The organism is Kitasatospora purpeofusca, from assembly GCF_036010405.1.
GTDB lineage: Bacteria > Actinomycetota > Actinomycetes > Streptomycetales > Streptomycetaceae > Kitasatospora > Kitasatospora purpeofusca.
The window spans coordinates 3,070,349-3,094,740 of record NZ_CP108561.1; the positions used below are offsets into that span (position 1 = coordinate 3,070,349).

Genomic DNA, 24,392 nt, shown 5'->3' on the forward strand with positions numbered 1-24,392 from the left:
CGGTCACAGGCGCCCGCTCTGTAGCAATCAGCCCCACCACGACCGGGTAAATCGCACTAACGTCTTCACCATGACAGTGACTCCCGACCGGCCCACGCCGACCGCCGCTGCCGACCCCGCCACCCCGACCATCATCGACCGCTTCGTCGCCTCCAACCGCGACTACGCGGTGACCTTCCGGGACGGCGGCATGGACGCCCGCCCCGTGCAGAAGATCGCCGTGGTGGCCTGTATGGACGCCCGCCTCGACCTGTTCGCCGCCCTCGGCCTCGAACTCGGCGACGCCCACGTCATCCGCAACGCGGGCGGCGTGGTCACGGACGACACCATCCGCTCCCTCACCATCAGTCAGCGCGCCCTGGGCACCCGCTCGGTCGCGCTGATCCACCACACCGGCTGCGGCCTGCTCGGCCTCACCGAGGACTTCCGGCGCGAGCTGGAACTGGAGGTCGGCCAGCGCCCGCAGTGGGCGGTCGAGGCTTTCGTGGACCTCGACGGCGACGTCCGGCAGTCCATGCAGCGGGTCCGCACCTCCCCGTTCCTGCTGCACACCGACGACGTGCGCGGCTTCGTGTTCGACGTCCACACCGGTCTGCTGCGCGAGATCGACTGATCCCCCGTCCGCCCGACCGGCCCGGCCGACGGCGTCCGGGCCGCCGGGCACCCCGGCCCGGCGCCGGGGCGGCGGCCCCGCCCGGAGGCGGGCGGACAGGAACAGGGTGACTTCCACCGCCGCGCAGGGGAGAATGCGCCTGCCGGTCTGACCCCGAACCACCTGGGGAGGCCTGCCGCAGGCCGTACCCCGGCGCCGGCTCCCCCACACGGAACCGCGACCGGAGGGGCCGCGTCCAGCATGGGGTGGGGGCCGGGCTCGGACGGAGCCGGGCATTGGTGTGCCAGGGAGCGTACGGGTGACGAGCTACAGCGATCAGGCCGGTCTCGACGGTCGTGCGGGAGGCGACCGGGAGGCGGTGGAACACCGCCCGATCGGTCTGCCGGAACTCGCCGCCGTCGTCGACCGGATCCGGGCCAACATCGAGAGCGTCATCGAGGGCAAGCCGGAGGCCGTCCGGATCGCGCTGACCGTCCTGCTCGCCGAGGGCCACCTGCTGCTGGAGGACGTGCCCGGCGTCGGCAAGACCATGCTGGCCAAGGCACTCGCCCGCTCGGTCGACTGCACCGTGCGACGGATCCAGTTCACCCCGGACCTGCTGCCCTCGGACGTCACCGGCACCAACATCTTCGACCAGCAGCAGCGCGACTTCGAGTTCCGCCCCGGCGCGATCTTCGCCCAGATCGTGGTCGGCGACGAGATCAACCGCGCCTCGCCGAAGACCCAGTCCGCGCTGCTGGAGTCGATGGAGGAGCGCCAGGTCACCATCGACGGCACCAGCTACCGGCTGCCCTCGCCGTTCATGGTGGTCGCCACCCAGAACCCGGTGGAGATGGAGGGCACCTACCCCCTCCCGGAGGCCCAGCGGGACCGCTTCATGGCCCGGATCTCGATGGGCTACCCCAGCGCCGAGGCCGAGTTCGCCATGCTCGACGTGCACGCCGGCGCCAGCCCGCTGGACGACCTCCAGCCGGTCGCCCACGCCTCCGACATCCTCAAGCTGATCGACCTCGTCCGCACCGTGCACGTCGCCGACCCGGTCCGCCGCTACGCCGTCGACCTGGTCGCCGCCACCCGCACCAGCCACGAGCTGCGCCTCGGCGCCTCCCCCCGGGCCACCCTGCACCTGGTCCGGGCCGCCCGCGCCGGCGCCGCCCTCGACGGCCGCGACTACGTCACCCCGGACGACATCCAGCGCCTCGCCGTGCCGGTGCTCGCCCACCGTCTGATGCCGACCGCCGAGACGCAGCTCAGCCGCCGCACCTCCGAGCAGATCGTCACCGACCTGGTCGCCCGCCTGCCGCTGCCGCGCCCGCAGGGCGGCCCGGCCGTCCGGAGGGGCTGAGGTGGGCCCGTCCGGCGAACCGTCGGGCCTGCGCGCCGGCCTGCGCGGCCTCACCACCCGGGGGCGCTCCTTCCTCGCCGCCGGACTGACCGCCGTGGTCTGCTCCTACCTGCTCGGCCAGGACGCGCTGCTGCGCGTCGGGGTACTGCTCGCCGCGCTGCCGCTGGCCGCCGCGCTGCTGCTGGCCAACACCCGCTACCGGGTCGCCAGCGGCCGCCGGCTCAACCCGCACCGGTCGGTGGCCGGCCAGGAGGCCCGGGTGCACCTGCGGGTGGACAACGTCTCCCGGGTGCCCACCGGCCTGCTGCTGCTGGAGGACAAGGTCCCGTACGTGCTCGGGCCCCGGCCCCGGTTCGTGCTGGACCGGGTCGAACCGCGCGGCCACCGCGAGGTCTCCTACCGGGTCCGCTCCGACCTGCGCGGCCGCTACCCGCTCGGCCCGCTCCAGCTGCGGCTCTCCGACCCGTTCGGGATGTGCGAACTGAACCGTTCCTTCGCCGCCTCCGACGTGCTCACCGTCGTCCCGCAGGTGCTGCCGCTGCCGTTCGTGCGGCTCACCGGCGAGTGGGCCGGGCAGGGCGAGAGCCACACCCGCTCGCTCGCGCTGGCCGGCGACGACGACGTCATCCTGCGCGAGTACCGGGCCGGCGACGACCTGCGCCGGGTGCACTGGAAGTCCACCGCCCGCTACGGCGAGCTGATGGTCCGGCGCGAGGAGCAGCCCCGCCGGGCCCGCGCCACCGTGCTGCTGGACACCCGCGAGACCGGCCACCGGGGCAGCGGCCCGGCCTCCTCCTTCGAGTGGGCCGTCGCCTGCGCGGCCTCGGTCTGCGTCCACCTGCTGGAGCGCGGCTACCAGACCCGCCTGCTCACCGACACCGGCCACGCCGTCCCCGGCGTCCAGGGGGACAGCGGCCACACCGCCGCCGACACCTCCGGGGTGATCCTGGACGCGCTCGCCGTGGTCGACCTCTCCGACGGCGCCGGGCTCTCCCGGGCCGAGGAACCGCTGCGGGCCGGCGGCGAGGGCCTGCTGGTGGCCGTCCTCGGCGAGCTCGACGAGGAGCAGACCGCCCGGCTCGCCCGGCTGCGCGGCCGCACCGGCGGCGCCGTCGTCCTGCTGCTCGACACCGGCACCTGGGCGGGCCTGCGTCTGCTCTCCCCCGAGACCGGCGGCGAGGAGTTCCGCGAGCGGGCCCGCCGGCTGCGCGAGGCCGGCTGGACGGTGCTGACCGTCCGCGCCGGCGACTCCCTCCCCGACCTCTGGCGCGCCGCCGACCGGCCCGAGTCGTCCGCCCCCTACCGAGAAGAGGCCGGCGCGTGACCACCCGGGCCAAACTGACCGTGTACTCGGCGCTGGCCACCGCCCTGGCCGCGCTCTGCCTCACCCCGCTGCTGACCACCAAGGGCTGGATCACCCACGCCTTCCTGGTGGTCGCGGTCGTCGCGGCGGTCGGCGCCGGACTGCGGCGCACGCCGTTCTACCGGTGGACCGTCCCGGCCGGCCAGTTGCTCGCGCTGGCCCTCCTGCTGCTGCTCGGCTTCGCCTCCTCGGCCGCGGTCTTCGGCGGCCTGGTGCCCGGCCCCGAGTCGGTCCGGCTGCTGGGCCGGATCCTCTCCCAGGGGTTCCACGACGTCCGCGACTACGCCATCCCCGCCCCGCCCAGCCCCGGGCTGCGGCTCATCCTGGTCGGCTCGGTCGGTCTGATCGCCGTCGTGGTGGACACCGTCGCGGTCACCTACCGGCGCTCGGCCCTGGCCGGGCTGCCGCTGCTCGCGCTCTACTCGATCGGCAACGGCCTGGCCGGGGACGACGGCAACTGGCTCTGGTTCGCCACCGCCGCCGTCGGCTACCTGGTGCTGCTCTTCGCCGAGGGCCAGGACCGGGTCTCCCGCTGGGGCCGGATCTTCCGCGGCTCCGAGCGGGACGGCGAAGGGAGCGGCACCGGCACGCTCGGCCGGAGCGGCCAGCAGGTCGGCGTCCTGGCGCTGGCGCTCGCCCTGCTGCTGCCCGTCTTCCTGCCGCGCTGGGACTCCGGCCTGGTGCACAGCGGCACCGGCAGCGGTACCGGCACCGCCGGCGCGGTCAGCAGCCTGGACCCGCTGATCACCCTGACCGGCGCGATCCCCAAGCCGCGCAACGTCGAACTGTTCAGCTACAAGTCCGAGAGCCCCGCCACCGACTCCACCTATCTGCGCACCGGCTCGCTGGACGTCTTCGACGGCGTCAGCTGGAAGCGCGGCTCGGCCGCCACGGTCCCGTTCACCGGCACCTTCCCGGCCCCCGAGGGGCTGGGCAGCATCGACCTGGCCCAGCAGCTGAAGGCCGAGGTCCGGATCGGCCCCCAGCTGGACGACGCCTGGCTGCCGATGCCCTACCCGCCGGTCGGCGTCACCCTCCGCGACAACGCCGCCTGGCAGCTCGACCCGGTCACCTCCAGCCTCCTGCCCGCCAGGGAGAAGGCGATCAAGGGCCTCAACTACACGGTCACCGCGCTGGACGTCCGGCCGACCGCGACCGTGCTGCGCACCGTGCCGACCCCGCCCGAGCGGATCCGCGACCAGTACCTCGTGGTGCCGCGCGACCTGCCGCCGGTGGTCCGGGACACCGCCCTGCGGGTCACCGGCAAGGCGAAGACCGGGTACGACAAGGCGGTCGCCCTGCGCGACTGGTTCACCGGCCCCGACTTCACCTACGACGCCACCACCAGGACCGACAGCGGCAGCGACGCGATGAAGGACTTCCTGGAGCGCCGCCGCGGCTTCTGCGTCCACTTCGCCTCCACCATGGCTGTGATGGCCCGCATCCTGGGCGTCCCGGCCCGGGTCGCACTCGGCTTCACCCCCGGCAACACCAAGGGCAACAACGTCTACGCGGTGACCGACGCGATGTACCACGCCTGGCCCGAGCTCTACTTCGAGGGCTACGGCTGGCTGCGCTTCGAGCCCACCCCGACCCGCGGCGTCCAGCCCGACTACTCGGACCCGACCTCCTCCCCGGCCACCCAGCCGACCACCCAGCCGACCGTCGAGCCGCAGGCCAGCGCGCCGGTCCAGCTGCCGTCCGCCAACCCGGACTGCGACGCGAAGCTGCGCCGGACCGGCGACTGCGGCGACCGGCCGGAGAGCGCCGGGGGCGCCGGCGAGGAGTCCTGGCTGCTCTCCGGGAAGGTCCTGACCGGCCTGGCCTCGGCCGCGCTGGTGCTGTTCCTGCTGCTCACCCCGATGGTCTGGCGGGCCCGGCTGCGCCGGCGCCGGCTGGGCGGGGGCGGGCGGCGGCGACCCGGCGGGCCGGGAGCGGTCCCGCTCACCGACGCGCAGGTGCTGGCCGCCTGGGACGAACTGATCGACTCCGCCTGGGACCTCGGCATCCCGCCGGACGACTCGCGCACCCCGCGTGCCGCCGCCCGCCGGATCGCCGAGGCCGGCGAGCTGGACGAAGGCGCGACGGCGGCCGCCGGTCGGGTGGCGCTGGCGACCGAACGGGTGCTCTACGCCCGTTCCGCGGAGGTCGGGGAACCGCTCGCGGCCGACGTCAGGACCGCCAGGAACGGCCTGCGGGCACACGCCGGACGGCGCGGCCGGATCAGGGCCCTGCTGCTGCCGCCCTCCTCCGCACAGCTGCGGTGGCGGATCTCGGAAGCCCTGCTGACGGCCCGGCTGGCGGTCGGCGGCCGGATCTCCCGGACGGTCGGCGCGGTCACCGGGCCGGTCCGCCGGCTGACCGCCAGCCGCCCCGGCCGCGGTCGCCGCGGCGGGAGCGGCGGCACGGAGTCCTGAACCCGGGCCCGGACGCGAGGAGGGCGGGCAGTCGGTCGACTGCCCGCCCTCCTCGCGTCCGTACCGGCGGCGGTACGGACCTCAGGTCTCAGAATCCGCCACCGGTCTGCTCGTCGCGCCGACGCTGCCAGCGCTGCTCGACCCGGTCCATCATCCCGGCCTTGCGGCGCGGCGCGGCGGCCGGACCGGCTTGCTGCGCCTGCCCGGCGGGGCCTCGGCGCCAGCCCGTCACGGCGAAGACGGCGCACCCGAGCATCACCAGGAAGCCGACCACACTGACCCAGATCTGATTGGGTACGACCATGCCGCCCATCAGCAGGCCGATACCGACCACGAAACCGCCGACGGCGAGATAGACCCGTCGACGGGTGTAGGTGCGCAGACCGGTTCCCTCTAGCGCCGTAGCGAATTTGGGATCTTCGGCGTAGAGCGCTCGCTCCATCTGGTCGAGCAGTCGCTGCTCGTGCTCCGAGAGCGGCACGGAGTCCTCCTACTCGTCGGTCGCGGGTGCGACCGGTCCGCCGCCCCGGTCGGGGTGGCAAGTCCAATCAGCCTTCAGAACACGCGGTCGGACGCCTGTGCGGGGGCCCGGGCCCGTGTCGTCCATATGCCCCGAGCGTCCGGCGGTCATGCTTTCCGGCTTTACCCAGATCATACGGTCCACGGGCTCGCGACGGAGTGGTCGACCACGCGTGGGCCCGGCCACTTCGGCGGCTCCTCGCCGCACCACACTCAACGCGGCGGGGGCCGGACTAGTGCCCGATCCGATGGAATCGGTCCGGACCTGGGGAGATCCCGAGGAGAAGGCGGGGAAACGAGCGGGAGACGCACCGTCGGTCCGGCGGCGAACAGTGGGCGGTCCGGCGGCGAACGGCGGCGGTCCGCCCGGTCAGCCCAGGGTGGCCAGCAGGTGCAGCTGGGTCGCCACGGCGTGGAAGGCCGGCTGCCCGGCGGCGGCCTCCTCCAGCTTGAGCAGCGCCTCCATCGCGCCGGGCTCGGTGTCCACCAGGACGCCCGGGACGAGGTCGGCGAAGACCCGGACACCATGCACCGACTCGACCCGCAGGCCGGCACCGACCGCCAGCCGGTCCAGCTCCTCGCCGGTGAAGCGGCGCGGCATCGGGTCGTGCTCGCCCCAGCGGCCGTCGGCGGCGCCCAGCACCGCGCGGGCCTCGGCGAAGTGGCCGCCGAGCGCCCGGGCGAGCACGGCGCCGTTGCGGTTGGCGGCCAGCAGGCTGACGAAACCGCCCCGGCGCAGGGTGCCGGCCAGGCTGCCGAGCGCCTCCGCCGGGTCGTCCACGACCTCCAGCACGCCGTGGCAGAGCACCGCGTCGACGGTGCCCGGCGGGACCAGCTCGGGGAGCGTCTGGGTGTCGCCCTGGACGGCGCGGACCAGATCGGTCACGCCGGCCTCGGCGGCCCTGCGCTCCAGGGCGAACAGCGCGTCCGGGCTCGGGTCGACCACGGTGACGCGGTGGCCCAGCCGGGCCACCGGCACGGCGAAGTTGCCGGTGCCGCCGCCGGTGTCGACCACGTCGAGCACCGGCTGGTCCAGCTCGGCCACCCGCTTCTCCAGGGCGGCCCGCACCACCTCCCACACCACGGCGGTACGCAGGGCGCTGCGGGGACGCGTCGGGTACAAGGCGAAGCTCCTTGGCACGTGCAGGGTCGATCAGGTTGTCCCCAACCTTAGACCGAGCGCTCCCCCTCCCCTCTCCCCCGCCCCGCCCCGATCGGCCCCGCCCCGGTCAACCGGCCTCCCGGGTGCCGGTGTCCGCGCCGCTCTCCCCGCCCGCGCCGTCCCCGTCCAGGCCGTCCAGCGGCAGTCGCGGGGCGGGCGGAGCGGCCCGCAGGCCGAGAAGGCGCTCGACCAGCCGGAGGAACAGGGCCGAGTTGCGGATCAGGTCGTCGGCGTCACGGGCCGAGGCCGCGCCCCTGATGCCCGCCTCGGCGGCCGCCCTGCGGCGCGCGCCGGCGGCGAAGTACGGCGCCCACTCGGCGAGCTCGGGCGCCACCTCGGGCAGGACCTCCCAGGCGCTGCGGATCGCGCGGCGGCGGCGTTCGCTCTTCTCCGGGCGGCCCCGGGCGGCGAGCACCGCCGCCACCGTGCGCAGCGCCGCGAGGTGCGCGGCGGCGTAGCGCTCCAGCGGGTCGGCCAGGGAGCGGGCGCGGTCGAGGGTGCGGTGGGCCTCGGCCAGCAGGTCGAGCGCTGCGGGCGGGGCGGCGAGTCGGCTCAGCACCGGGTCGGCCCCGGTGGCGGTGGACGGTCGGTGGGCGGCGGAGTGGAGGCGGGCGGTGACGTGCTCAGGGTGACTGATGGTCATGGTCTCCCCCGTTCCGAGGCAGCGCGCGGGCCGGGTGGTCCGTGCTCCTCCATCGTGAACGGCACCACTGACAATTCGGCCCGCCGGCGATCCGGTCCATCGGCGATCCGGTCCGGTGGCCGCCCGGCCGCCCCCGCCGGTCGCCGAAGCGCCGTCCCCCACGGACGGCGCTTCGGAACTCCCGGTCCCCCGGTGGTGCCGGTCCCCCCTGACCCGCTCCGCCGCCCCGTGCCGGCGGTGCGCGGTCTCCGACCGGCTCCGGGGCGGACACCCCCTCGACGCGCTTCCGCCGGTCCCCCGTGACCGCCGGACGCCGATCGTCCGCCCCTCGGGCCGCAGGCGCCCGACGCGCCGCCGTCCCGGTGCCACCACTGTGACGTCCTCGCAGGTCGCGGGGCATCCGTGCAGGTACTCAATCGTCCGTCTGAGTATCCGTACTCAGACGGACGGGGGCGGGAACCGGAGGCCCCGGCGGCGGCGTCCCGGTACGGTACGGCGAGGGCCGGACCGAACACCGGACCGGATCGCGAGCAGGAAACGGACGGGGAACCGATGACGATCGTCCCGCTGATCTTCACCAGCGGACTGGCGAGCGGGATCAACGCGTACGCGGTGGTCCTGCTGCTCGGCCTGCTGGGCCGGTTCGGCGGGGCCGACTCGGTACCGCCGGCCCTGGAGCGCACCGATGTGCTGATCGCGGCCGCCGTGCTCTTCCTGCTGGAGGCGGTGGCCGACAAGATCCCGTACGTGGACACCGTCTGGGACGCCGTCCACACCGTGATCCGCCCGATCGCCGGCGCGACCGTCGGCGCCCTGATCGCCGCCGCCAGCACCGACCCGGGCTCGCTGGGCGAGGTCGCGGCGGGCGCGATGGGCGGGACGACGGCGCTGGTCAGCCATCTGGTGAAGGCCTCGCTGCGGATGGCGGTGAACACCTCGCCGGAGCCGGCCAGCAACATCGTGGTCTCGCTGGCCGAGGACATCTCGGTGGCCGGACTGGTCACCCTGGCGATCTTCCACCCCTGGCTGGCCGCCGCGATCTCCGCCGTACTGCTGCTGGTCGGCATCCTGCTGGTGTGGTTCGCGATCAACCGGATCCGCGCCTTCCGCGCCCGCCGCCGCGAACGCCGCGCCGCCCGCGCCGCCGCCGGACGCCCGGTGGCGGAGGAGGCTCCGTACCGGATCTAGGATCGAGCCATGGCACGGATCGTCATCATCGGCGCAGGAATGAGCGGACTCGCGGCGGCCTCGCGGCTGGCGACCCTCGGGCACAAGGTGACGGTCTGCGAGGCGCGCGACACCTACGGCGGCATGGTCGGCCGCTACGAGCGGGACGGCTTCGCCTTCGACACCGGCCCCGGTCTGCTCACCCTCCCCGCCGTCTACCGCGACCTCGCGCTGAAGACCGGACGCGAGCCGCTGGAGGAGCTGGTGCGGCTGCGCCCGGTCGATCCGGAGAGCCGGCACCTGTTCCCCGACGGCACGGCGGTGTCCCTCCCCAACGCCTCCCGGGGCGGGGTGGTCCGGGCGCTGGACGAGGCCTTCGGGCCCGGCTCCGGGGAGCGCTGGGCCGCCGTGCTCAACCACGGCCGCACGGTCTGGGAGGCCACCCGGCGGCCGCTGCTGGAGGAACCGCTCCCCGCCGACCCGACGCCGCTGCACACCGACCCCTACCCGGTGCCGGGCGCGGCCCCGGCCCGGCGCGGCCTGTTCGGCCGGTGGCGCGGCCCGCGCCCGTGGACACTCGCCGACGTCGCCGCACAGGAGCTGGGCGGGCACCCCGGGCTGACCGCCCTGCTGCACGAGCACGCGCTGCGGTTCGGCCTCGATCCGCGCTCCGCCCCCGCCGGGGCCACCGTGCTGCCGTACATGGAGCAGTCCTTCGGCGTCTGGTACGTCGAGGGCGGTCTGCGCGCCCTGGCCGACGCCTTCTTCCGCCGCTGCGAGCAGCGCAAGGTGGAGTTCCGGTTCGGGACGCCGGTCGCCCGGGTGGTCGTCGAGGACGGCCGGGTGACCGGTGTGCAGACCAAGGGCGACCGGATCGACGCCGACCTGGTGGTCTCCTCGATCGACGCGCGGGTGCTGCACACCCAGTGGATGGGCCCGGCCGAGAGCTCGGACGACTGGCCCGCCTCGGCGTCCCGGCTGCACTGCGTGCCGGGGCGGGTCGTGGTGCTGCTGGCGCTGCGCGGCGAACGCCCGGAGGGCACCCCGCACCGCACGGTCGTGCACTCCCCCGACCCGGCCGCCGAGCTGGCGGGGCTGTTCGACACCGGAACGCCGATGGGCGACCGGCCGACCGTCCAGGTGCTGCGGCCGGACGACCCCTCGCTGCACCCGGCGGGGCACGAGGCCGTGGTGCTGACCGCGACCACCCCGTCGCTCGACCTGGACTGGGGCGTGCCCGGCGTCCCGGAGGCCTTCGCCGACCGGATGCTCGACCAGGTCGACGCGGCGGGTCTGGGCCTGCGCGAGCGGATGCTCTGGCGGGTGGTCCGCACGCCCGAGCACACCGAGCGCGAGGCCGGCTCCTTCTTCGGCTCCGTCCCGCCGCCGGCCCTGGCGGGCCTCGGCGGCGACCTGCTCCAGGCCCCCAACGAGGACCACCCCGGCCTCTACCTCACCGGTGGCGCCGCCCACCCCGGCGGCGGGCTGGCCCGGGTCGGCATGTCCGCCTGCATCGTGGCCAACCTGATCGGCCCGGCCTGAGCCCCGGTGGGGCCCGGACCCGGTAGGGACCGGGCACCCGGTGCCGCTCAGCCCTGGTGCTGCTGCCAGGTGGGCTGCTGCTGGTAGCCGTACTGGTCGTACTGCGGCTGCGGCTGCTGGGGGATGCCGGTGGTGTGCTGCGGGTCGGGCTGCTGCTGGGCCTGCCACTGCTGCTGTTGCTGCTGCTGGTCGTAGCCGTACTGGCCGGCCTGCTGCTGCGGGTCGTGCTGCTGCTCGTGCGGCTGGGGCTGCTGCTGGTAGGCCGCGTAGGGGTCCGGCTGCTGCTGGTAGCCGCCGTACGGGTCCTGCTGCTGGTAACCGCCGTAGCCCTGGTCGTAGCCGAACACCGGCTGCTGCTGGGCCTGCCACTGCTGCTGTTGCTGCTGCTGGTCGTAGCCGTACTGGCCGGCCTGCTGCTGCGGGTCGTGCTGCTGCGCCGGGTCGTAGCCGCCCTGGTACGCCTCCGCGTAGGCGTCCTGCTGGGGCACCGCCTGGACGTTCTCGACCGCGTGGAGCACCTCGGTCTGCTGCTGCTCGTAGTAGGCGGCGGCGTAGACCCCGTCGGCGGCCAGCTCCTGCATCTCGAAGGCGGCGGTCCGCTCGACGGGCGCCTCCTCCGGCAGCCGGGGCGCGCTGTCCGCGACCGGTCCGGCCTCCTCGACGGCGCCGACCTCGCCGACCCGGTCCGCCGCGACCACGGCCGCGGCGACCGCGCCGCCGCCGGTGAGCGCGCCGAGCAGCGGCACCTTGGCGAGCGGCCCGGGCAGGTTCCCGTCCGGGCGGCGCAGCGACCAGCCGGCCGCGTAGCCGCGCTTCACGGAGAGCGTCACAAAGGTCTGGCCCACCGCGAACATCGCGGCGCCGCCGCCGATCACCGGGACCGAGCCCATCGCCATGCCGCCGGCCACCGCGAGGAAGCCGACCAGGGCCAGGCCGCGCCAGTGCATCGGGGCCCGGTTCTGGAACAGCAGCTCGGCGACCAGCCAGAGCGCCACCACCGCCAACGAGGCGTACAGCAGCAGGTATCCGATCCCCATCCCGCCCGCTACCTCCAGTCGCGTGCCCGCGCCCGCCGCGCGTGTGCGGCGACTGTACCCGTTCAACGGCCCGGGTACCGCATCGCGTTCCCACCCGTCGGGCGTACCGGGAAGGGCGCCCCGAGGGGTGGGAAGCGCGCAGCTCAGCGCTGGTGCAGACCGAGGTTCTGGTAGATCTCCAGGGTCGCCGTGGAGTGGTTCAGGGTGATGAAGTGCAGGCCGGGGGCACCCTCGGCGAGCAGCCGCTCGGACATCGCGGTGGCGTGCTCCATCCCGACCTCGCGCAGCGCCACCGGGTCGTCGATGACCGCGCGCAGCCCGGCCTCCAGCTCGGCCGGGAAGGGCGCGCCGCTCAGCTGGGGGAACCGCTCCAGCTGCCGGGCGTTGGTGACCGGCATGATCTCCGGGATGATCGGCGTCTCGCAGCCGGCGGCCGTCACCCGGTCGCGCAGCCGCAGGTAGTCGTCGACCTCGAAGAACATCTGGGTGATGGCGTAGTCGGCCCCGGAGCGGATCTTCGCCACGAAGTGCCGGATGTCCTCGTCCCAGTCGGTCGACCTCGGGTGCATGTTCGGCGAGGCCGCCACGCCGACGCAGAAGTCGCCGATGCCCTTGATCAGCTCGACCAGCTCGTAGGCGTAGGTGACGCCCTCCGGGTGGCTGACCCACTCGCCCATCGGGTCGCCGGGCGGGTCGCCGCGCACCGCGAGGACGTTGCGGACGCCCTGGTCGGCGTACTGGCCGATGATGTTGCGCAGCTCGGCGACCGAGTGGTCGACGGCGGTCAGGTGGGCGACCGGGGTGAGCGTGGTCTCGGTGGCGATCCGGCCGACCATGTTCACCGTGCGCTCCCGCGAGGAGCCGCCGGCGCCGTAGGTCATGCAGACGAAGTTGGGGTCGAGCGGTTCGAGCCGCCGGATGGCGTCCCAGAGCTTCTGCTCACCCACCTCGGTGCGTGGCGGCATGAACTCGAAGGAGAAGGACCGCTTGCCCGCCGCCAGCAGGTCGCGGACGGTCTGTGCGCGGTCCGGTCTGGTCGAAGCGATACCGAGTGCCATGGTGGCAGGTTAGCCGCCGGTGGAAGGGCGCGGACAACTCCGTCCCAGGTTCTGAGACATTGGATGGACGGGGGGCGAACCCGGAACGGACGGCGTCGGGGGCGGGTGCGACGCCCGCGTGAACAGCGCTTCACCCGTCCGGCCGAAACCCGCCCGTACGGCTGTTCTCCTCCGCCCCGGATACCCTTGCTGCACCACAGCTACCTCCGGAGCCCCATCGTGACCTCGTCCAGCCCGCGGCCGGCCAACCCCATTGACATGGAGGACGTGCGCGAGCGCGTCAACGCCGCCCTCGTCGGTTTCATGGACGGCCAGGCGGCCCTGCTCAGCAAGGTCTCCCCGCAGCTGGACCCGGTCACCGACGCGCTGCGCGACTTCCTGCTGGACGGCGGCAAGCGGCTCCGCCCGGCCTTCTGCTACTGGGGCTGGCGGGGCGCCGGCGGCCCGGCGAGGGGCGAGGGGATCACCCGGGCGGCGGCGGCGCTGGAGCTGCTCCAGGCCAGCGCGCTGGTCCACGACGACCTCATGGACCGCAGCGACACCCGGCGCGGCCTGCCCTCCGTGCACCGCCGGTTCGAGGCGCTGCACCTCGCCCGGGGGTGGCGCGGCGACCGCGAGCAGTACGGCGCCTCGGCCGCCGTGCTGCTCGGCGACCTGCTGCTGATCTGGTGCGACGAGCTGTTCCTGAACTCCGGCCTGGACCCGGAGGCGGTGCTGGCCGCGAAGCCGATGTTCGACCTGATGCGTACCGAGGTCATGGTCGGCCAGTATCTGGACGTGCTGGAGCCGGTCGCCGGGGACTCCGCCGACGGCGGCGCGCTGGAGCGGGCGCAGACCGTCCTGCACTACAAATCGGCCAAGTACACGATCGAGCGGCCGCTCCAGGTCGGCGCGCTGCTCGCGGGAGCCGGACCCCGGCTGGTGGACGCCTACGGGGCGTTCGGCCTGCCGCTGGGCGAGGCGTTCCAGCTGCGGGACGACCTGCTCGGGGTGTTCGGCGACCCGGCGGTCACCGGCAAGCCGGCCGGCGACGACCTGCGCGAGGGCAAGCGGACGCTGCTGGTCGCGCACGCCATGCGGGGGCTGCCGGCCGACGAGGCGCGCCGGCTGGACGAGCGGCTGGGCGCGCCCGACCTGACGCCCGACGAGGTCGTCGGGCTGCGCGAGCTGGTGGCCCGCAGCGGGGCGCCGGAGCGGGTGGAGCGGCGGATCGACGAACTGCTGCGCCAGTCGCTGGGGGCGCTGGAGGCGGCCCCGCTGGCGGACGGGCCGGCCCGGGCGGCCCTGCTGGCACTGGCCGAGGCCGCCACCGTCCGCAAGTACTGAGCCGGACGACGACGGCCGGACGACGACGGCCCCGAAGAAGGTCAGACGGCGCGCAGCCGCCGGGCGAACGCGGCGGCCGCCGCACCCGGGTCCTCGGCCGCCGTGATGGCCCGGACGACCACCACCCGGTCGGCCCCCGCGGCCAGTACCTCGTCCAGGTTGCCGAGGTCGATGCCGCCGATGGCGAACCACGGCCGCCCGGTGGACAGCTTCGCCGCGTACTCGACCAGACCGAGGCCCGGCGCGAAGCGGCCCGGCTTGGTCGGGGTCGGCCAGACCGGGCCGGTGCAGAAGTAGTCGACGCCGGGCTCGACGGCCGCCGCGTCCACCTCGGACTCGGCGTGGCAGGAGCGCCCGATCAGCACGTCCTCGCCGAGGATCGCGCGGGCGGCCGGCACCGGCAGGTCGTCCTGCCCGAGGTGCAGCACGTCCGGGCCGGCCGCGTGCGCGACGTCGGCCCGGTCGTTGACCGCGAGCAGCTTGCCGTGCCGGCGGCAGGCGTCGGCGAGGACCTCCAGCGCGGCCAGCTCCTGCTTGGCCTCCAGGCCCTTGTCCCGGAGCTGGACGATGTCCACGCCGCCGGCCAGCGCGGCGTCCAGGAACCCGGCCAGGTCGCCCTGCTCGCGCCGGGCGTCGGTGCACAGGTACAGCCGGGCGTCGGCGAGCCGTCCGCGCCGGTCCGTCACCACGCCATCGCCTGGGCCCGCCGCTTGACCTCGGTGGCCCGGTTCTCGCAGAGCGCCTGGATCGGCGTGCCGGGCAGCGACGAGTCCTCGGTGAACATCCACACCAGGATCTCGTTGTCGTTGAAACCGCTGTCGCGCAGCACCGTCACCGTGCCGAGCAGGTGCTTCACCAGGCCGGTCTCGTCGATGAACGCCGCCGGGACCTGCAGCGACTTGTTGGGGCCGCGGCGGACGGCGATCAGCTCACCCTTCTTGACCATGTTGCGGACCTCGGTGATCACCACACCCCACCGCTCGGAGATGTCCGGCAGGTAGAGCCACGCGGGGACCAGGGATTCAATCTTGGCTTCGATCTCACTCACCCCCCCAGACTGCCACCTCCGCGGCCCCCCGCGCACCAATCGCCCTCCCGGCGGGCGCCCCGCCGCTACCCGGCGAGCGCCGACTTCAGCGGAACGGCCGGGTCGGCCGCCCGGGCCCGGTCCAGCACGGCGCCGCGCTCGACCAGCCGCCGGCCCTGGGTCAGGTCGCGCGGCCGGTCCACCGCGAGCAGCGCCCGCAGGACGCCGTCGCGCAGCCAGAGCACCGACCAGTCGGCGTCGTCCGGGGAGCCCCGCCAGAGCAGTTCGTCCTCCGCGCCGTGCCGTCCGGCGTACTGCACCATCCGCCCGAACTGCTCCGACCAGAAGTACTGCACCGGGTCGTACGGCGGCGCGTCCGCCCCGAGCAGGGTGGCGGCGGCGGCCTCGCCGGACTGCAGCGCGTGGTCCCAGTGCTGGACGGTCAGCCGGGTGCCGGAGCGCGCCGAGGGGTAGCCGACGCAGTCGCCGGCCGCGAGCACGCCCGGCACGGTGGTGCGCAGCCGCTCGTCCACCAGGACGGCGCCGGCCGCGTCCAGCGCGACGCCGGTGCCCGCCAGCCAGCCGGTGGCCGGGCGGGCGCCGATGCCGACCACGACCTCGTCCGCGGGCAGCCGCGAGCCGTCGGCGAGCAGCACCGCGCCCGGTTCGACGGCGGCCACACCGGTGCCGCAGCGCAGCACGATCCCGGCCTCGGCGTACCAGGCGGCCATCGCCCGGCCGACCTCGGTGGGCAGCGCGCCGGGGACGGGCGCCGGCCCGGCCTCGACCACGGTCACCTCGCAGCCGGCCGCCCGGGCGGCGGTGGCCACCTCGGCGCCGATCCAGCCGGCCCCGACCAGGACCAGGCGCAGCCCGGGGCGGAGCAGGGCGCGCAGCGCCAGCGCGTCGTCCAGGGTGTGCAGCACGTGGGCCCGCTCGGCACCGGGCAGGACGCGCGGTTCGGAGCCGGTGGCGATCAGCAGCGCGTCGTACCGGACGTCCCCGGCGTCGGTGTGCAGGGTGCCGGCCGTGCCGGGGCCGCCGGGGGTGAGCCCGGTGGCGCGGCGGCCGGTGAGCAGTTCGACGTCGAGCCGCCCGAAGTCGAGGTCGAGGGCGGTGCTGTCGGTCTTGCCGAGCAGGACGTCCTTGGAGAGCGGCGGCCGGTCGTAGGGCGCGTGCGGCTCCTCGCCGACCAGCGTGATCCGCCCCTCCCAGCCGTCCCGCCGCAGCACCGCGGCGCACTGCGCCCCGGCCAGCCCGGCGCCGACCACGACCACCCGATCCGTCTGTCCCGTACCGCTCAGCTCAGCCACGCCCGTCACTGTACTGAGCCCGGTCGCAGGTCCTCCGACCTAGGACCGACCGCTCGTCGGGCCCGTCACGGGCACCTTCAGCGCTCCGACCCCCCGGAGTTAAGGTGGGGGCACCATCACGGGAGCCCGGCGGACCGGGCTGAGAGGCGGGCTGGCACGGCCCGCGACCGTCCGAACCTGATCCGGGTCATACCGGCGAAGGGAGAGCAGCGACTTTGACACGCTTGGCATCGGGCGACCGCGCCGAGGTGCTGGTGGTCGGCGGCGGGATCATCGGGCTCGTGGTCGCCTGGCAGGCGGCCCGGCGGGGCCTCGGGGTCACCGTGCTCGACCCGGCCCCCGGCGGCGGCGCCGCGCAGGTCGCGGCCGGCATGCTCGCCCCGGTCACCGAACTCCAGTACGGCGAGGAGCCCCTGCTCCGCCTCGGCATGGCCTCCAACGAGCGCTGGGCGGCCTTCGCCGCCGAACTCACCGAGGCGAGCGGCGGCCTGGACACCGGCTACCGGCAGTGCGGCACCCTCGCCGTCGCCCTGGACTCCGACGACCGCGAGGAACTGCGCGAACTGCACGCCTTCCACCGGCGGCTCGGCCTGGACTCGCAGTGGCTCACCGGCCGCGAGGCCCGTCGGCTGGAGCCGATGCTCGCCCCCGGCGTGCGCGGCGGACTGCACGTCACCGACGACCACCAGGTCGACGGCCGCCGACTGGCCGCCGCCCTGGTCCGGGCCTGCGAACGGGCCGGCGTGGTGCTGCGCCGCACCGAGGCCGCCGGACTGCTGGTCGAGGACGACCGGGCGACCGGCGTCCGGCTCGCCGACGGCACGGCCCTCACCGCCGGGCGGGTCGTGCTCGCGGCCGGCTCGCGCAGCCACCTGCTGGCCGGCCTGCCCCCCGGCGTGCTGCCCGCGATCCGCCCGGTCAAGGGCCAGGTGCTGCGGCTGCGGGTGCCGGCGGCCTACCGGCCGTTCCTGTCCCGCAACGTCCGCGCCGTCGTCCGCGGCGCCCACATCTACCTGGTGCCTCGCGCCGACGGCGAGCTGGTGATCGGCGCGACCACCGAGGAGCAGGGCCACGACACCACGGTCACCGCCGGCGGCGTCTACGAGCTGCTGCGCGACGCGCACGAGCTGGTGCCCGGCCTCACCGAGCTGCCGCTGGTGGAGACCGGTGCCGGGCTGCGGCCCGGCTCGCCGGACAACGCGCCGCTGCTCGGCCCGACCGACCTGCCCGGGCTGGTCGCCGCGACCGGCCACTACCGCAACGGCGTGCTGCTGACGCCCGTCACCGGCGACCTGCTCGCCGAGTACCTGGCCACCGGCGACCTGCCGGAGCTCGCCCGCCCGTTCTCCCCCCACCGATTCACGAAGGTCCCGGCATGAGCCCCCGCACCAGCGACACCCCTCCGAACGTCCGGCTGAGCGTCAACGGCGAGCCGCGCGAGGTGCCCGCCTCGACCACCCTCGCCGAGGTGGTCGCCACCCTCAGCGAGGCCCACTCCGGGGTCGCCGCCGCCCTCAACGAGACCGTGGTGCCGCGCACCCGGTGGCCGCTCACCGCGCTGTCCGCGGGTGACCGGATCGAAATCCTCACCGCCGTCCAGGGAGGCTGACCGATGGCCGACGACCTTCTCACCATCGCCGGGGCGTCCTTCTCCTCCCGGCTGATCATGGGCACCGGCGGCGCCCCCAGCCTGGAGGTCCTGGAGCAGGCCCTCCAGGTGTCCGGCACCCAGCTGACCACGGTGGCGATGCGCCGGGTCGACGCCGCCACCCAGGGCTCGGTGCTCGACGTGCTGACCCGCAACGGCATCCGGATCCTGCCCAACACGGCGGGCTGCTTCACCGCCGGCGAGGCCGTGCTGACCGCCCGGCTGGCCCGCGAGGCGCTCGGCACCGACTGGGTGAAGCTGGAGGTGATCGCCGACGAGCGGACCCTGCTGCCGGACCCGATCGAGCTGCTGGACGCCGCCGAGACCCTGGTCGACGACGGCTTCACGGTGCTGCCGTACACCAACGACGACCCGGTGCTGGCCCGCAAGCTGGAGGACGTCGGCTGTGCGGCGATCATGCCGCTGGGCTCGCCGATCGGCTCCGGCCTCGGCATCCGCAACCCGCACAACTTCCAGCTGATCGTGGAGGGCGCCGGGGTCCCGGTGATCCTGGACGCCGGCGCCGGCACCGCCTCGGACGTCGCGCTGGCGATGGAGCTGGGCTGCGCCGCGGTGATGCTGGCCTCCGCGGTCACCCGGGCCCAGGAGCCGGTGCTGATGGCCGACGCGATGCGGCACGCCGCCGAGGCCGGCCGGCTCGCGTACCGGGCCGGCCGGATCCCGCGCCGCTTCCACGCGGAGGCTTCCTCCGCGATGGCCGGCCGGGCCGACCTCGACACCCGCGAGCGCCCGGCGTTCTGAATCCTCGCCCGCTCGCCTCCGGGGCGCTCTGCTCCGGTGCCGACGGTCGGCGCTCCGATGCCCCTTCGTTCCTCAGGGGCCTCCTCGCGCTCTCCCTTTCGGCACCGGCGCGCCCCTTCGGCTCGGGGCGGGTTGTAGTAGTGGGCGTCCGGGGTCACAAAGCGGTGGGCGTTCGGGGTCAAGTGGGCGTCCGGTGTCACAAAGCAGGCACAGAGCGGCCCCCGGATCGATGTCTCCGGGGGCCCTCCGATCCCCACGGCCTAGACTCGCCGGGTGGACATGGCATTGCGCGACCCCCTGATCGGTACCCTGCTCGACGGCCGGTACCGGGTCGAGCGGCGGATCGCCGCCGGTGGGATGTCCACCGTGTACCGGGGCACCGACACCCGGCTCGACCGGGTCGTCGCGCTCAAGGTGATGCACCCCTCGCTGGCCGGGGACGCCGCGTTCACCGCCCGCTTCATCCGCGAGGCCAAGGCCGTCGCCCGGCTCGCCCACCCCAACGTGGTCAACGTCTTCGACCAGGGCGCGGACGGCGGCCATGTCTTCCTCGCCATGGAGTACGTGCCCGGCCGCACCCTGCGCGACCTGCTGAACGACCGGGGCGCGCTCTCCATCCGGGCCGCGCTGGACATCCTGGAGCCGGTGCTCGCCGCGCTCGGCGCCGCCCACCGGGCCGGGCTGGTGCACCGCGACGTCAAGCCCGAGAACGTCCTGATCACCGACGACGGACTGGTCAAGGTCGCCGACTTCGGCCTGGTCCGCGTGCTGAACGCCGCCGACGGCGCGACCTCCTCCAGCACCTCGACCACCGACACCGTGCTCGGCACCGTCTCCTACCTGGCGCCCGAGCAGATCCACCCCGGTGCCGAGACCGACCGCCGGGTGGACGTCTACGCGGCCGGCATCCTGCTGTACGAAATGCTCACCGGCTCCCGTCCGCACACCGGCGAGAACCCGGTCCAGGTGATGTACCGGCATCTGCACGAGGACGTCCCGCCGCCGTCCGCGACCGTGCCCGGCGTGGTGCCCGAACTGGACGCGATAGTGGCCGGGGCCTGCGCCCGCGACCGCGACCTCCGCCCGTTCGACGCGGTGGAACTGCTCGCCGCGCTCCAGCGCGTCCGCCGCGGGCTCACACCGGACCAGCTGGACGCCGAGCCGCCCGCCTCCACCCGCCCCAGCCCCCAGTACCCGACCGGCGAGGCGACCTCGGTGCTCACCCCGGTGGCCCCGGCGGCCCCGGTCGAGCGCACCAGCGTGCTGGACGTGCCGCCGGACGTCATGGAGCAGCTGCTCACCGAGCCCCGTCCGTACGACGAGCCGCCGCCGGTCCGGACGCCCCGGGCCCGCCGGTCCCGGTCCGCCCGCGGGTCCGGGGCCGCCCGACGACGGCTGCCGCGCAAGCCGCTGATCTGGGCGGCCGTGCTCACCACCCTGGTGCTGCTGGTCGGCGGGGCGACGTACGCGATCTCGGGCGCGGTGTACGGCACGGTGCCGGGCGTGCTCGGCAAGGACCGAGCCGAGGCGGAGCGGATCCTCGACGCCGCCGGCATGCACGGGCGGATCACCGAGGTGTACAGCGAGTCCGTCCCGGCCGGCCAGGTGGTCGCGGCCGACCCCGGGGTCGGCACCCGGTCCCGGAAGAGCGACACCGTGACGCTCACCGTCTCGCGCGGGCCGAAGCGGATCGCCGTGCCGGACCTGGTCGGCAAGCCGTCCGCGCAGGCCGCCCCGGCGCTGGCCGGGGTGCAGCTGGCGGCCGGCACGGTCACCTCGACGTTCAGCGACACCGTGCCGGAGGGCTCGGTGATCAGCAGCTCGCCCGCCGCCGGGGAGCAGGTCGCGGAGAACACGCCGGTGGCGCTGGTGGTCAGCAAGGGCATGGTGGCCGTCCCGGACGTGACCGGGATGAGCAAGGAGGCCGCGGAGAAGGCGCTCCAGGCGGCCGGGTTCGCCATGCAGAGCAGCGGGGTCAATCTCTTCGGCACCGGCAAGGTGAACGGTCAGTCCCCGGCGGCCGGTGAGCGCAAGCCGCAGCGCACCGTGGTGACGGTCACCTTCCCGTTCTTCTAGGAGCGACCTTCCGGGAGCGACCTTCAAGGAGCGGCCCCGACCGGACCCCGCGCCCCCTACCGGAGCGGGCCGTCGCCCGGCTCCTCCTGGTGGGAGTACCGCTGCTCGCGCCACGGGTCGGCCCGGTTGTGGTAGCCGCGCTCCTCCCAGAAGCCGCGCCGGTCGGCCCGCATGTACTCGACCGCCCGGACCCATTTGGGCCCCTTCCAGGCGTACAGCCGGGGGACGACCAGTCGGACCGGGAAGCCGTGCTCGGCGGTGATCGTCTCGCCGTTGCGGTGGGTGGCGAGCAGGGTGTCGGGCGCGGCGAAGTCGGCGAGCCGCAGATTGGCGCTGTAGCCGTACTCGGCCCAGACCATGACATGGGTGACGTCCCGGTCCGGGGGTACCAGGTCGAGCAGCAGCGCGGCGGACACCCCGGTCCAGTCGCTGTCGAGCACCGAGAAGCGGGTGACGCAGTGCAGATCGGCCCGGACGGTGGTGCGGGGCAGGGCGTTGAAGCCTTCGAAGTCCCAGCTGTGCTTCTCGGCCGAGGCGGTCGCGCCGAACACCTGGAGGTCCCAGGTCAGGGGCTTGAACCGGGGTACCGGCCCGTAGTGCAGGGCGGGCCAGCCGCGTTGGACCCGCTGGCCCGGCGGGAGCCGGGGGTCAGACGGCGACGACGGTTCTTGCTCGGACTGACCCATGGATCCATGGTGACAGACGGCGGGCGGCGGGCCGCGCGCGCCCCTTGACCGCCTCCCACGCCCCCCTCGTACGGCTCAAGCCCCAGGCAAATCGGATATTCCGACACATGTCCTAGTGAGTGTGAACTTACTGGAATTTCTTCCCGCCCCGGTGCCAGGATGCGTGCAGCCGGAGGGTAACGGCCGTGTCCCGCACGCAGAGCAGCAGGAAGGCAGCGCCATGAAGGGCGACACCGAAGTCATCGAGTTCCTCAACGAACAGCTCACCGCCGAGCTGACCGCGATCAATCAGTACTTCCTGCACGCCAAGATGCAGGAGAACTTCGGCTGGACCAAGCTCGCCAAGTACACCCGGCACGAGTCCTTCGACGAGATGAAGCACGCCGAGGTGCTCACCGACCGGATCCTCTTCCTCGACGGGCTGCCCAACTACCAGCGGCTGTTCCACGTCCGGATCGGCCAGACGGTCAAGGAGATGTTCGAGGCGGACCGCCAGGTCGAGGTCGAGGCGATCGACCGGCTCAAGCGCGGGATCGTGGTGATGCGCGCCAAGAACGACGTCACTTCGGCGAACATCTTCGAATCGATCCTGGAGGACGAGGAGCACCACATCGACTACCTCGACACCCAGCTCGAACTGCTGGAGAAGCTCGGGGAGGCGCTCTACCTCGCGCAGCTGATCGAGCAGCCGGAGTCCTGACCGGGGCCGCGGTCCTGCGGAACCGGGCCCGGCGGGCCCGGGCTCAGGCGACGCGCAGCGCCGCTGTCGGCGCCGGTACCGGCTCCGGCTCCGCCTCGGGGTCGGCCCCCGGGTCGGCCAGACCCAGCTTGGCCGCCAGCCGGGCGGTCGGGCAGGGCCGGGCACCGTGCTCGCCGAGCAGGGCCTGGATGCGCCGGACGCAGGAGCCGCAGTCGGTGCCGGCCTTGCAGCCCTTGGCGATCCGGCGCGGGGTGTCGGCCCCCGCGTCGATCGCCCGCTTCACCTGGTCCTCGGTGACCGCATGGCACATGCATACGTACATCGCGGTCTCTCCCGGAGTGAAGCGAGTGGATCTTGACTAAGGCTTGCCTTAGTTCACTAAGCCTCACCTTACCCGGCGATCCGGGCACGCAAAAGCCTCTCCGGCCGGGGAAAACCCCAGGCCGGAGAGGCTTCGCTCACATTCGGACCGGTCTCAGACGGTGCCGCGGTACATCTCGGCGACCAGGAACGCCAGGTCCAGCGACTGGCTGCGGTTCAGCCGCGGGTCGCAGGCCGTCTCGTAGCGCTGGTGCAGGTCGTCGACCAGCACCTCGTCGCCGCCGCCGACGCACTCGGTGACATCGTCGCCGGTCAGCTCCACGTGGATGCCGCCCGGGTGGGTGCCGAGCGCCCGGTGCACCTCGAAGAAGCCCTTGACCTCGTCGAGCACGTCGTCGAAGCTGCGGGTCTTGTGACCGCTGGACGCCTCGAAGGTGTTGCCGTGCATCGGGTCGCAGATCCAGACCGGCTGCGCGCCCGAGGCGGTGACCTTCTCCACCAGGGTCGGCAGGGCGTCGCGGACCTTGCCCGCACCCATCCGGGTGATGAAGGTGAGCCGGCCGGGCTCGCGCTCCGGGTCCAGCTTCTCGATCAGGGTGAGCGCCTCGTCGACCGTGGTGGTCGGGCCGAGCTTCACACCGATCGGGTTGCGGATCTTCGAGGCGAACTCGATGTGCGCGTGGTCCAGCTGACGGGTGCGCTCGCCGATCCACACCATGTGGCCGGAGACGTCGTACAGCTCGCCGGTGCGCGAGTCCACGCGGGTCAGCGCGGTCTCGTAGTCCAGGACCAGCGCCTCGTGGGACGAGAAGAACTCGACCGTCCGGAACTCCTCCGGCGCGACACCGCAGGCGTTCATGAACGCCAGCGCGTTGTCGATCTCGCGGGCCAGCTGCTCGTAGCGCTGACCGGCCGGCGAGTTGCGCACGAAGTCCTGGTTCCAGGCGTGCACCTGGCGCAGGTCCGCGTAGCCACCGGTGGTGAAGGCGCGCACCAGGTTGAGCGTCGCGGCGGACGCGTTGTACATCCGCTTCAGCCGCTCCGGGTCCGGGATCCGGGACTCGGGGGTGAACTCGAAGCCGTTCACCGAGTCGCCCCGGTAGACCGGCAGGGTCACGCCGTCGCGGGTCTCGGTCGACTTCGAGCGCGGCTTGGAGTACTGCCCGGCGATCCGGCCGACCTTCACCACCGGCACCGAGGCCGCGTAGGTGAGCACGGCCGCCATCTGCAGCAGGGTCTTGAGCTTGTTGCGGATGTGCTCCGCCGAGACGCCGTCGAAGGCCTCGGCGCAGTCGCCGCCCTGCAGCAGGAACGCCTCTCCACGGGCCACGGCTCCGAGTCGGGCGCGCAGCTGGTCGCACTCGCCGGCGAAGACGAGCGGCGGATACGAGGCGAGGTCCGCAAGGGTCTTGCGCAGAGCCTCTTGGTCCGGCCATTCGGGCTGCTGCGCCGCGGGCAGGGCTTGCCAGGTGTGGGGATTCGTCACGGTCACGCGGTCAAGGCTACGGGGTGCGGCAACCGAATTGTGACCACCGCCCGAGGGATGAGACACCTTGCGGACAATCGGGTGACGGCCCTCACGCCCCTCCGGGGATCCGCTAGGCTCGGTCCCGTGAACACGCCGCACACCCGATCCTGGTGGTGGGCCGAGCCTTCGGGTGGCCCAC

At 74.1% G+C, this 24,392-nt stretch carries 23 protein-coding genes and 1 riboswitch; of the genes, 12 read left to right on the forward strand and 11 right to left on the reverse strand.

Features of this window, described 5'->3' with window-relative positions; all coding sequences use genetic code 11:
- Nucleotides 1-70: 70 nt before the first annotated feature.
- From OG715_RS13250 to OG715_RS13265, 4 genes are all read left to right on the forward strand, one after another.
- Nucleotides 71-613, forward strand: a complete 543-nt coding sequence (locus tag OG715_RS13250) for a beta-class carbonic anhydrase (RefSeq protein ID WP_266268895.1) — start codon at nucleotides 71-73, stop codon at nucleotides 611-613.
- A gap of 373 nt (nucleotides 614-986) precedes the next feature.
- Complete coding sequence (locus tag OG715_RS13255) at nucleotides 987-1,958, forward strand: AAA family ATPase (protein ID WP_266271662.1); 972 nt, start codon at nucleotides 987-989, stop codon at nucleotides 1,956-1,958.
- Nucleotide 1,959: 1 nt separating this feature from the next.
- Nucleotides 1,960-3,282: a DUF58 domain-containing protein gene (locus OG715_RS13260; protein WP_266268896.1), complete on the forward strand. Its 1,323-nt coding sequence runs from the start codon at nucleotides 1,960-1,962 to the stop codon at nucleotides 3,280-3,282.
- On the forward strand, nucleotides 3,279-5,738 hold the full coding sequence (locus OG715_RS13265) for a transglutaminaseTgpA domain-containing protein (protein WP_266268897.1): 2,460 nt from the start codon (nucleotides 3,279-3,281) through the stop codon (nucleotides 5,736-5,738). The genes OG715_RS13260 and OG715_RS13265 overlap by 4 nt, the downstream gene beginning before the upstream one ends.
- An 88-nt stretch (nucleotides 5,739-5,826) precedes the next feature.
- Here OG715_RS13265 and OG715_RS13270 read toward each other — a convergent pair whose 3' ends face one another.
- The 3 genes from OG715_RS13270 to OG715_RS13280 all read right to left on the reverse strand — a co-directional run bounded on the left by OG715_RS13270 (nucleotide 5,827) and on the right by OG715_RS13280 (nucleotide 8,062).
- Nucleotides 5,827-6,219, reverse strand: coding sequence for a DUF3040 domain-containing protein (locus tag OG715_RS13270; protein WP_030391462.1), 393 nt, complete (start codon nucleotides 6,217-6,219; stop codon nucleotides 5,827-5,829).
- Between the two features lie 408 nt (nucleotides 6,220-6,627).
- Entirely contained in the window at nucleotides 6,628-7,380 is a 753-nt protein-coding gene (locus OG715_RS13275) for a methyltransferase domain-containing protein (RefSeq protein WP_266268898.1), read from the reverse strand.
- Nucleotides 7,381-7,486: 106 nt separating this feature from the next.
- Entirely contained in the window at nucleotides 7,487-8,062 is a 576-nt protein-coding gene (locus OG715_RS13280; protein WP_266268899.1) for an SAV_6107 family HEPN domain-containing protein, read from the reverse strand.
- Nucleotides 8,063-8,614: 552 nt separating this feature from the next.
- On the opposite strand from OG715_RS13280, the gene OG715_RS13285 reads away from it, so the two are divergent.
- Nucleotides 8,615-9,250 carry a DUF4126 domain-containing protein gene (locus tag OG715_RS13285; RefSeq protein ID WP_266268900.1) on the forward strand — a complete coding sequence of 212 codons (636 nt, stop codon included), beginning with the start codon at nucleotides 8,615-8,617 and terminating at the stop codon, nucleotides 9,248-9,250.
- A 9-nt stretch (nucleotides 9,251-9,259) separates the two neighbouring features.
- Nucleotides 9,260-10,771 carry a phytoene desaturase family protein gene (locus OG715_RS13290; RefSeq protein WP_266268901.1) on the forward strand — a complete coding sequence of 504 codons (1,512 nt, stop codon included), beginning with the start codon at nucleotides 9,260-9,262 and terminating at the stop codon, nucleotides 10,769-10,771.
- Between the two features lie 47 nt (nucleotides 10,772-10,818).
- Here OG715_RS13290 and OG715_RS13295 read toward each other — a convergent pair whose 3' ends face one another.
- Both OG715_RS13295 and metF read right to left on the reverse strand, forming a co-directional pair.
- Nucleotides 10,819-11,808 (reverse strand): hypothetical protein, encoded by a 990-nt coding sequence (locus tag OG715_RS13295; protein WP_266268902.1) that lies wholly within the window; start codon nucleotides 11,806-11,808, stop codon nucleotides 10,819-10,821.
- Nucleotides 11,809-11,951: 143 nt separating this feature from the next.
- Nucleotides 11,952-12,866 (reverse strand): methylenetetrahydrofolate reductase [NAD(P)H], encoded by a 915-nt coding sequence (gene metF / locus OG715_RS13300; RefSeq protein WP_053648173.1) that lies wholly within the window; start codon nucleotides 12,864-12,866, stop codon nucleotides 11,952-11,954.
- A gap of 258 nt (nucleotides 12,867-13,124) precedes the next feature.
- Here metF and OG715_RS13305 point away from each other — a divergent pair, with 258 nt between their 5' ends.
- On the forward strand, nucleotides 13,125-14,192 hold the full coding sequence (locus tag OG715_RS13305) for a polyprenyl synthetase family protein (protein ID WP_327064139.1): 1,068 nt from the start codon (nucleotides 13,125-13,127) through the stop codon (nucleotides 14,190-14,192).
- A 41-nt stretch (nucleotides 14,193-14,233) separates the two neighbouring features.
- Here OG715_RS13305 and thiE read toward each other — a convergent pair whose 3' ends face one another.
- The 3 genes from thiE to OG715_RS13320 form a co-directional block, all read right to left on the reverse strand.
- Nucleotides 14,234-14,878, reverse strand: coding sequence for a thiamine phosphate synthase (gene thiE, locus OG715_RS13310; RefSeq protein WP_266268904.1), 645 nt, complete (start codon nucleotides 14,876-14,878; stop codon nucleotides 14,234-14,236).
- On the reverse strand, nucleotides 14,875-15,240 hold the full coding sequence (locus OG715_RS13315) for an Rv2175c family DNA-binding protein (protein WP_266268906.1): 366 nt from the start codon (nucleotides 15,238-15,240) through the stop codon (nucleotides 14,875-14,877). Before OG715_RS13315 ends, thiE begins: the two co-directional genes overlap by 4 nt.
- A 65-nt stretch (nucleotides 15,241-15,305) precedes the next feature.
- Complete coding sequence (locus tag OG715_RS13320; protein ID WP_407660974.1) at nucleotides 15,306-16,532, reverse strand: NAD(P)/FAD-dependent oxidoreductase; 1,227 nt, start codon at nucleotides 16,530-16,532, stop codon at nucleotides 15,306-15,308.
- A 108-nt stretch (nucleotides 16,533-16,640) separates the two neighbouring features.
- Nucleotides 16,641-16,753: riboswitch (TPP riboswitch) on the forward strand.
- Here OG715_RS13320 and thiO point away from each other — a divergent pair.
- The 4 genes from thiO (at nucleotide 16,748) to pknB (ending at nucleotide 21,018) form a co-directional block, all read left to right on the forward strand.
- Complete coding sequence (gene thiO, locus OG715_RS13325; protein ID WP_266268909.1) at nucleotides 16,748-17,911, forward strand: glycine oxidase ThiO; 1,164 nt, start codon at nucleotides 16,748-16,750, stop codon at nucleotides 17,909-17,911. Its footprint overlaps the riboswitch before it by 6 nt.
- Nucleotides 17,908-18,141: a sulfur carrier protein ThiS gene (gene thiS / locus OG715_RS13330; RefSeq protein ID WP_030391474.1), complete on the forward strand. Its 234-nt coding sequence runs from the start codon at nucleotides 17,908-17,910 to the stop codon at nucleotides 18,139-18,141. The genes thiO and thiS overlap by 4 nt, the downstream gene beginning before the upstream one ends.
- A gap of 3 nt (nucleotides 18,142-18,144) precedes the next feature.
- Entirely contained in the window at nucleotides 18,145-18,942 is a 798-nt protein-coding gene (locus OG715_RS13335; protein WP_266268910.1) for a thiazole synthase, read from the forward strand.
- Between the two features lie 279 nt (nucleotides 18,943-19,221).
- Nucleotides 19,222-21,018: a Stk1 family PASTA domain-containing Ser/Thr kinase gene (gene pknB / locus OG715_RS13340; protein ID WP_266271663.1), complete on the forward strand. Its 1,797-nt coding sequence runs from the start codon at nucleotides 19,222-19,224 to the stop codon at nucleotides 21,016-21,018.
- Nucleotides 21,019-21,074: 56 nt separating this feature from the next.
- On the opposite strand, the gene OG715_RS13345 is transcribed toward pknB, so the two are convergent.
- A complete protein-coding gene (locus tag OG715_RS13345; RefSeq protein WP_043472393.1) occupies nucleotides 21,075-21,704 on the reverse strand; it encodes a sulfite oxidase-like oxidoreductase in 630 nt (209 codons plus the stop codon).
- A gap of 220 nt (nucleotides 21,705-21,924) precedes the next feature.
- On the opposite strand from OG715_RS13345, the gene bfr reads away from it, so the two are divergent.
- A complete protein-coding gene (bfr, locus tag OG715_RS13350) occupies nucleotides 21,925-22,404 on the forward strand; it encodes a bacterioferritin (protein ID WP_030391478.1) in 480 nt (159 codons plus the stop codon).
- A 43-nt stretch (nucleotides 22,405-22,447) separates the two neighbouring features.
- Here bfr and OG715_RS13355 read toward each other — a convergent pair whose 3' ends face one another.
- Together OG715_RS13355 and OG715_RS13360 are read right to left on the reverse strand one after the other, a co-directional pair.
- Nucleotides 22,448-22,726, reverse strand: a complete 279-nt coding sequence (locus tag OG715_RS13355) for a (2Fe-2S)-binding protein (RefSeq protein WP_266268911.1) — start codon at nucleotides 22,724-22,726, stop codon at nucleotides 22,448-22,450.
- A 153-nt stretch (nucleotides 22,727-22,879) separates the two neighbouring features.
- Nucleotides 22,880-24,217, reverse strand: a complete 1,338-nt coding sequence (locus OG715_RS13360; protein WP_266268912.1) for a class II 3-deoxy-7-phosphoheptulonate synthase — start codon at nucleotides 24,215-24,217, stop codon at nucleotides 22,880-22,882.
- Nucleotides 24,218-24,392 lie beyond the last annotated feature (175 nt).

What these genes read in the sequence shown, in the direction of transcription:
- OG715_RS13250 (WP_266268895.1), top strand. Translation starts at nt 71, where the DNA reads ATGACAGTGACTCCCGACCGGCCCACGCCGACCGCCGCTGCCGACCCC.
- OG715_RS13280 (WP_266268899.1), bottom strand. Translation starts at nt 8,062, where the DNA reads ATGACCATCAGTCACCCTGAGCACGTCACCGCCCGCCTCCACTCCGCC.
- OG715_RS13285 (WP_266268900.1), top strand. Translation starts at nt 8,615, where the DNA reads ATGACGATCGTCCCGCTGATCTTCACCAGCGGACTGGCGAGCGGGATC.
- OG715_RS13290 (WP_266268901.1), top strand. Translation starts at nt 9,260, where the DNA reads ATGGCACGGATCGTCATCATCGGCGCAGGAATGAGCGGACTCGCGGCG.
- OG715_RS13295 (WP_266268902.1), bottom strand. Translation starts at nt 11,808, where the DNA reads ATGGGGATCGGATACCTGCTGCTGTACGCCTCGTTGGCGGTGGTGGCG.
- metF (WP_053648173.1), bottom strand. Translation starts at nt 12,866, where the DNA reads ATGGCACTCGGTATCGCTTCGACCAGACCGGACCGCGCACAGACCGTC.
- OG715_RS13305 (WP_327064139.1), top strand. Translation starts at nt 13,125, where the DNA reads ATGGAGGACGTGCGCGAGCGCGTCAACGCCGCCCTCGTCGGTTTCATG.
- thiS (WP_030391474.1), top strand. Translation starts at nt 17,908, where the DNA reads ATGAGCCCCCGCACCAGCGACACCCCTCCGAACGTCCGGCTGAGCGTC.
- OG715_RS13335 (WP_266268910.1), top strand. Translation starts at nt 18,145, where the DNA reads ATGGCCGACGACCTTCTCACCATCGCCGGGGCGTCCTTCTCCTCCCGG.
- pknB (WP_266271663.1), top strand. Translation starts at nt 19,222, where the DNA reads ATGGCATTGCGCGACCCCCTGATCGGTACCCTGCTCGACGGCCGGTAC.
- OG715_RS13345 (WP_043472393.1), bottom strand. Translation starts at nt 21,704, where the DNA reads ATGGGTCAGTCCGAGCAAGAACCGTCGTCGCCGTCTGACCCCCGGCTC.
- bfr (WP_030391478.1), top strand. Translation starts at nt 21,925, where the DNA reads ATGAAGGGCGACACCGAAGTCATCGAGTTCCTCAACGAACAGCTCACC.
- OG715_RS13355 (WP_266268911.1), bottom strand. Translation starts at nt 22,726, where the DNA reads ATGTACGTATGCATGTGCCATGCGGTCACCGAGGACCAGGTGAAGCGG.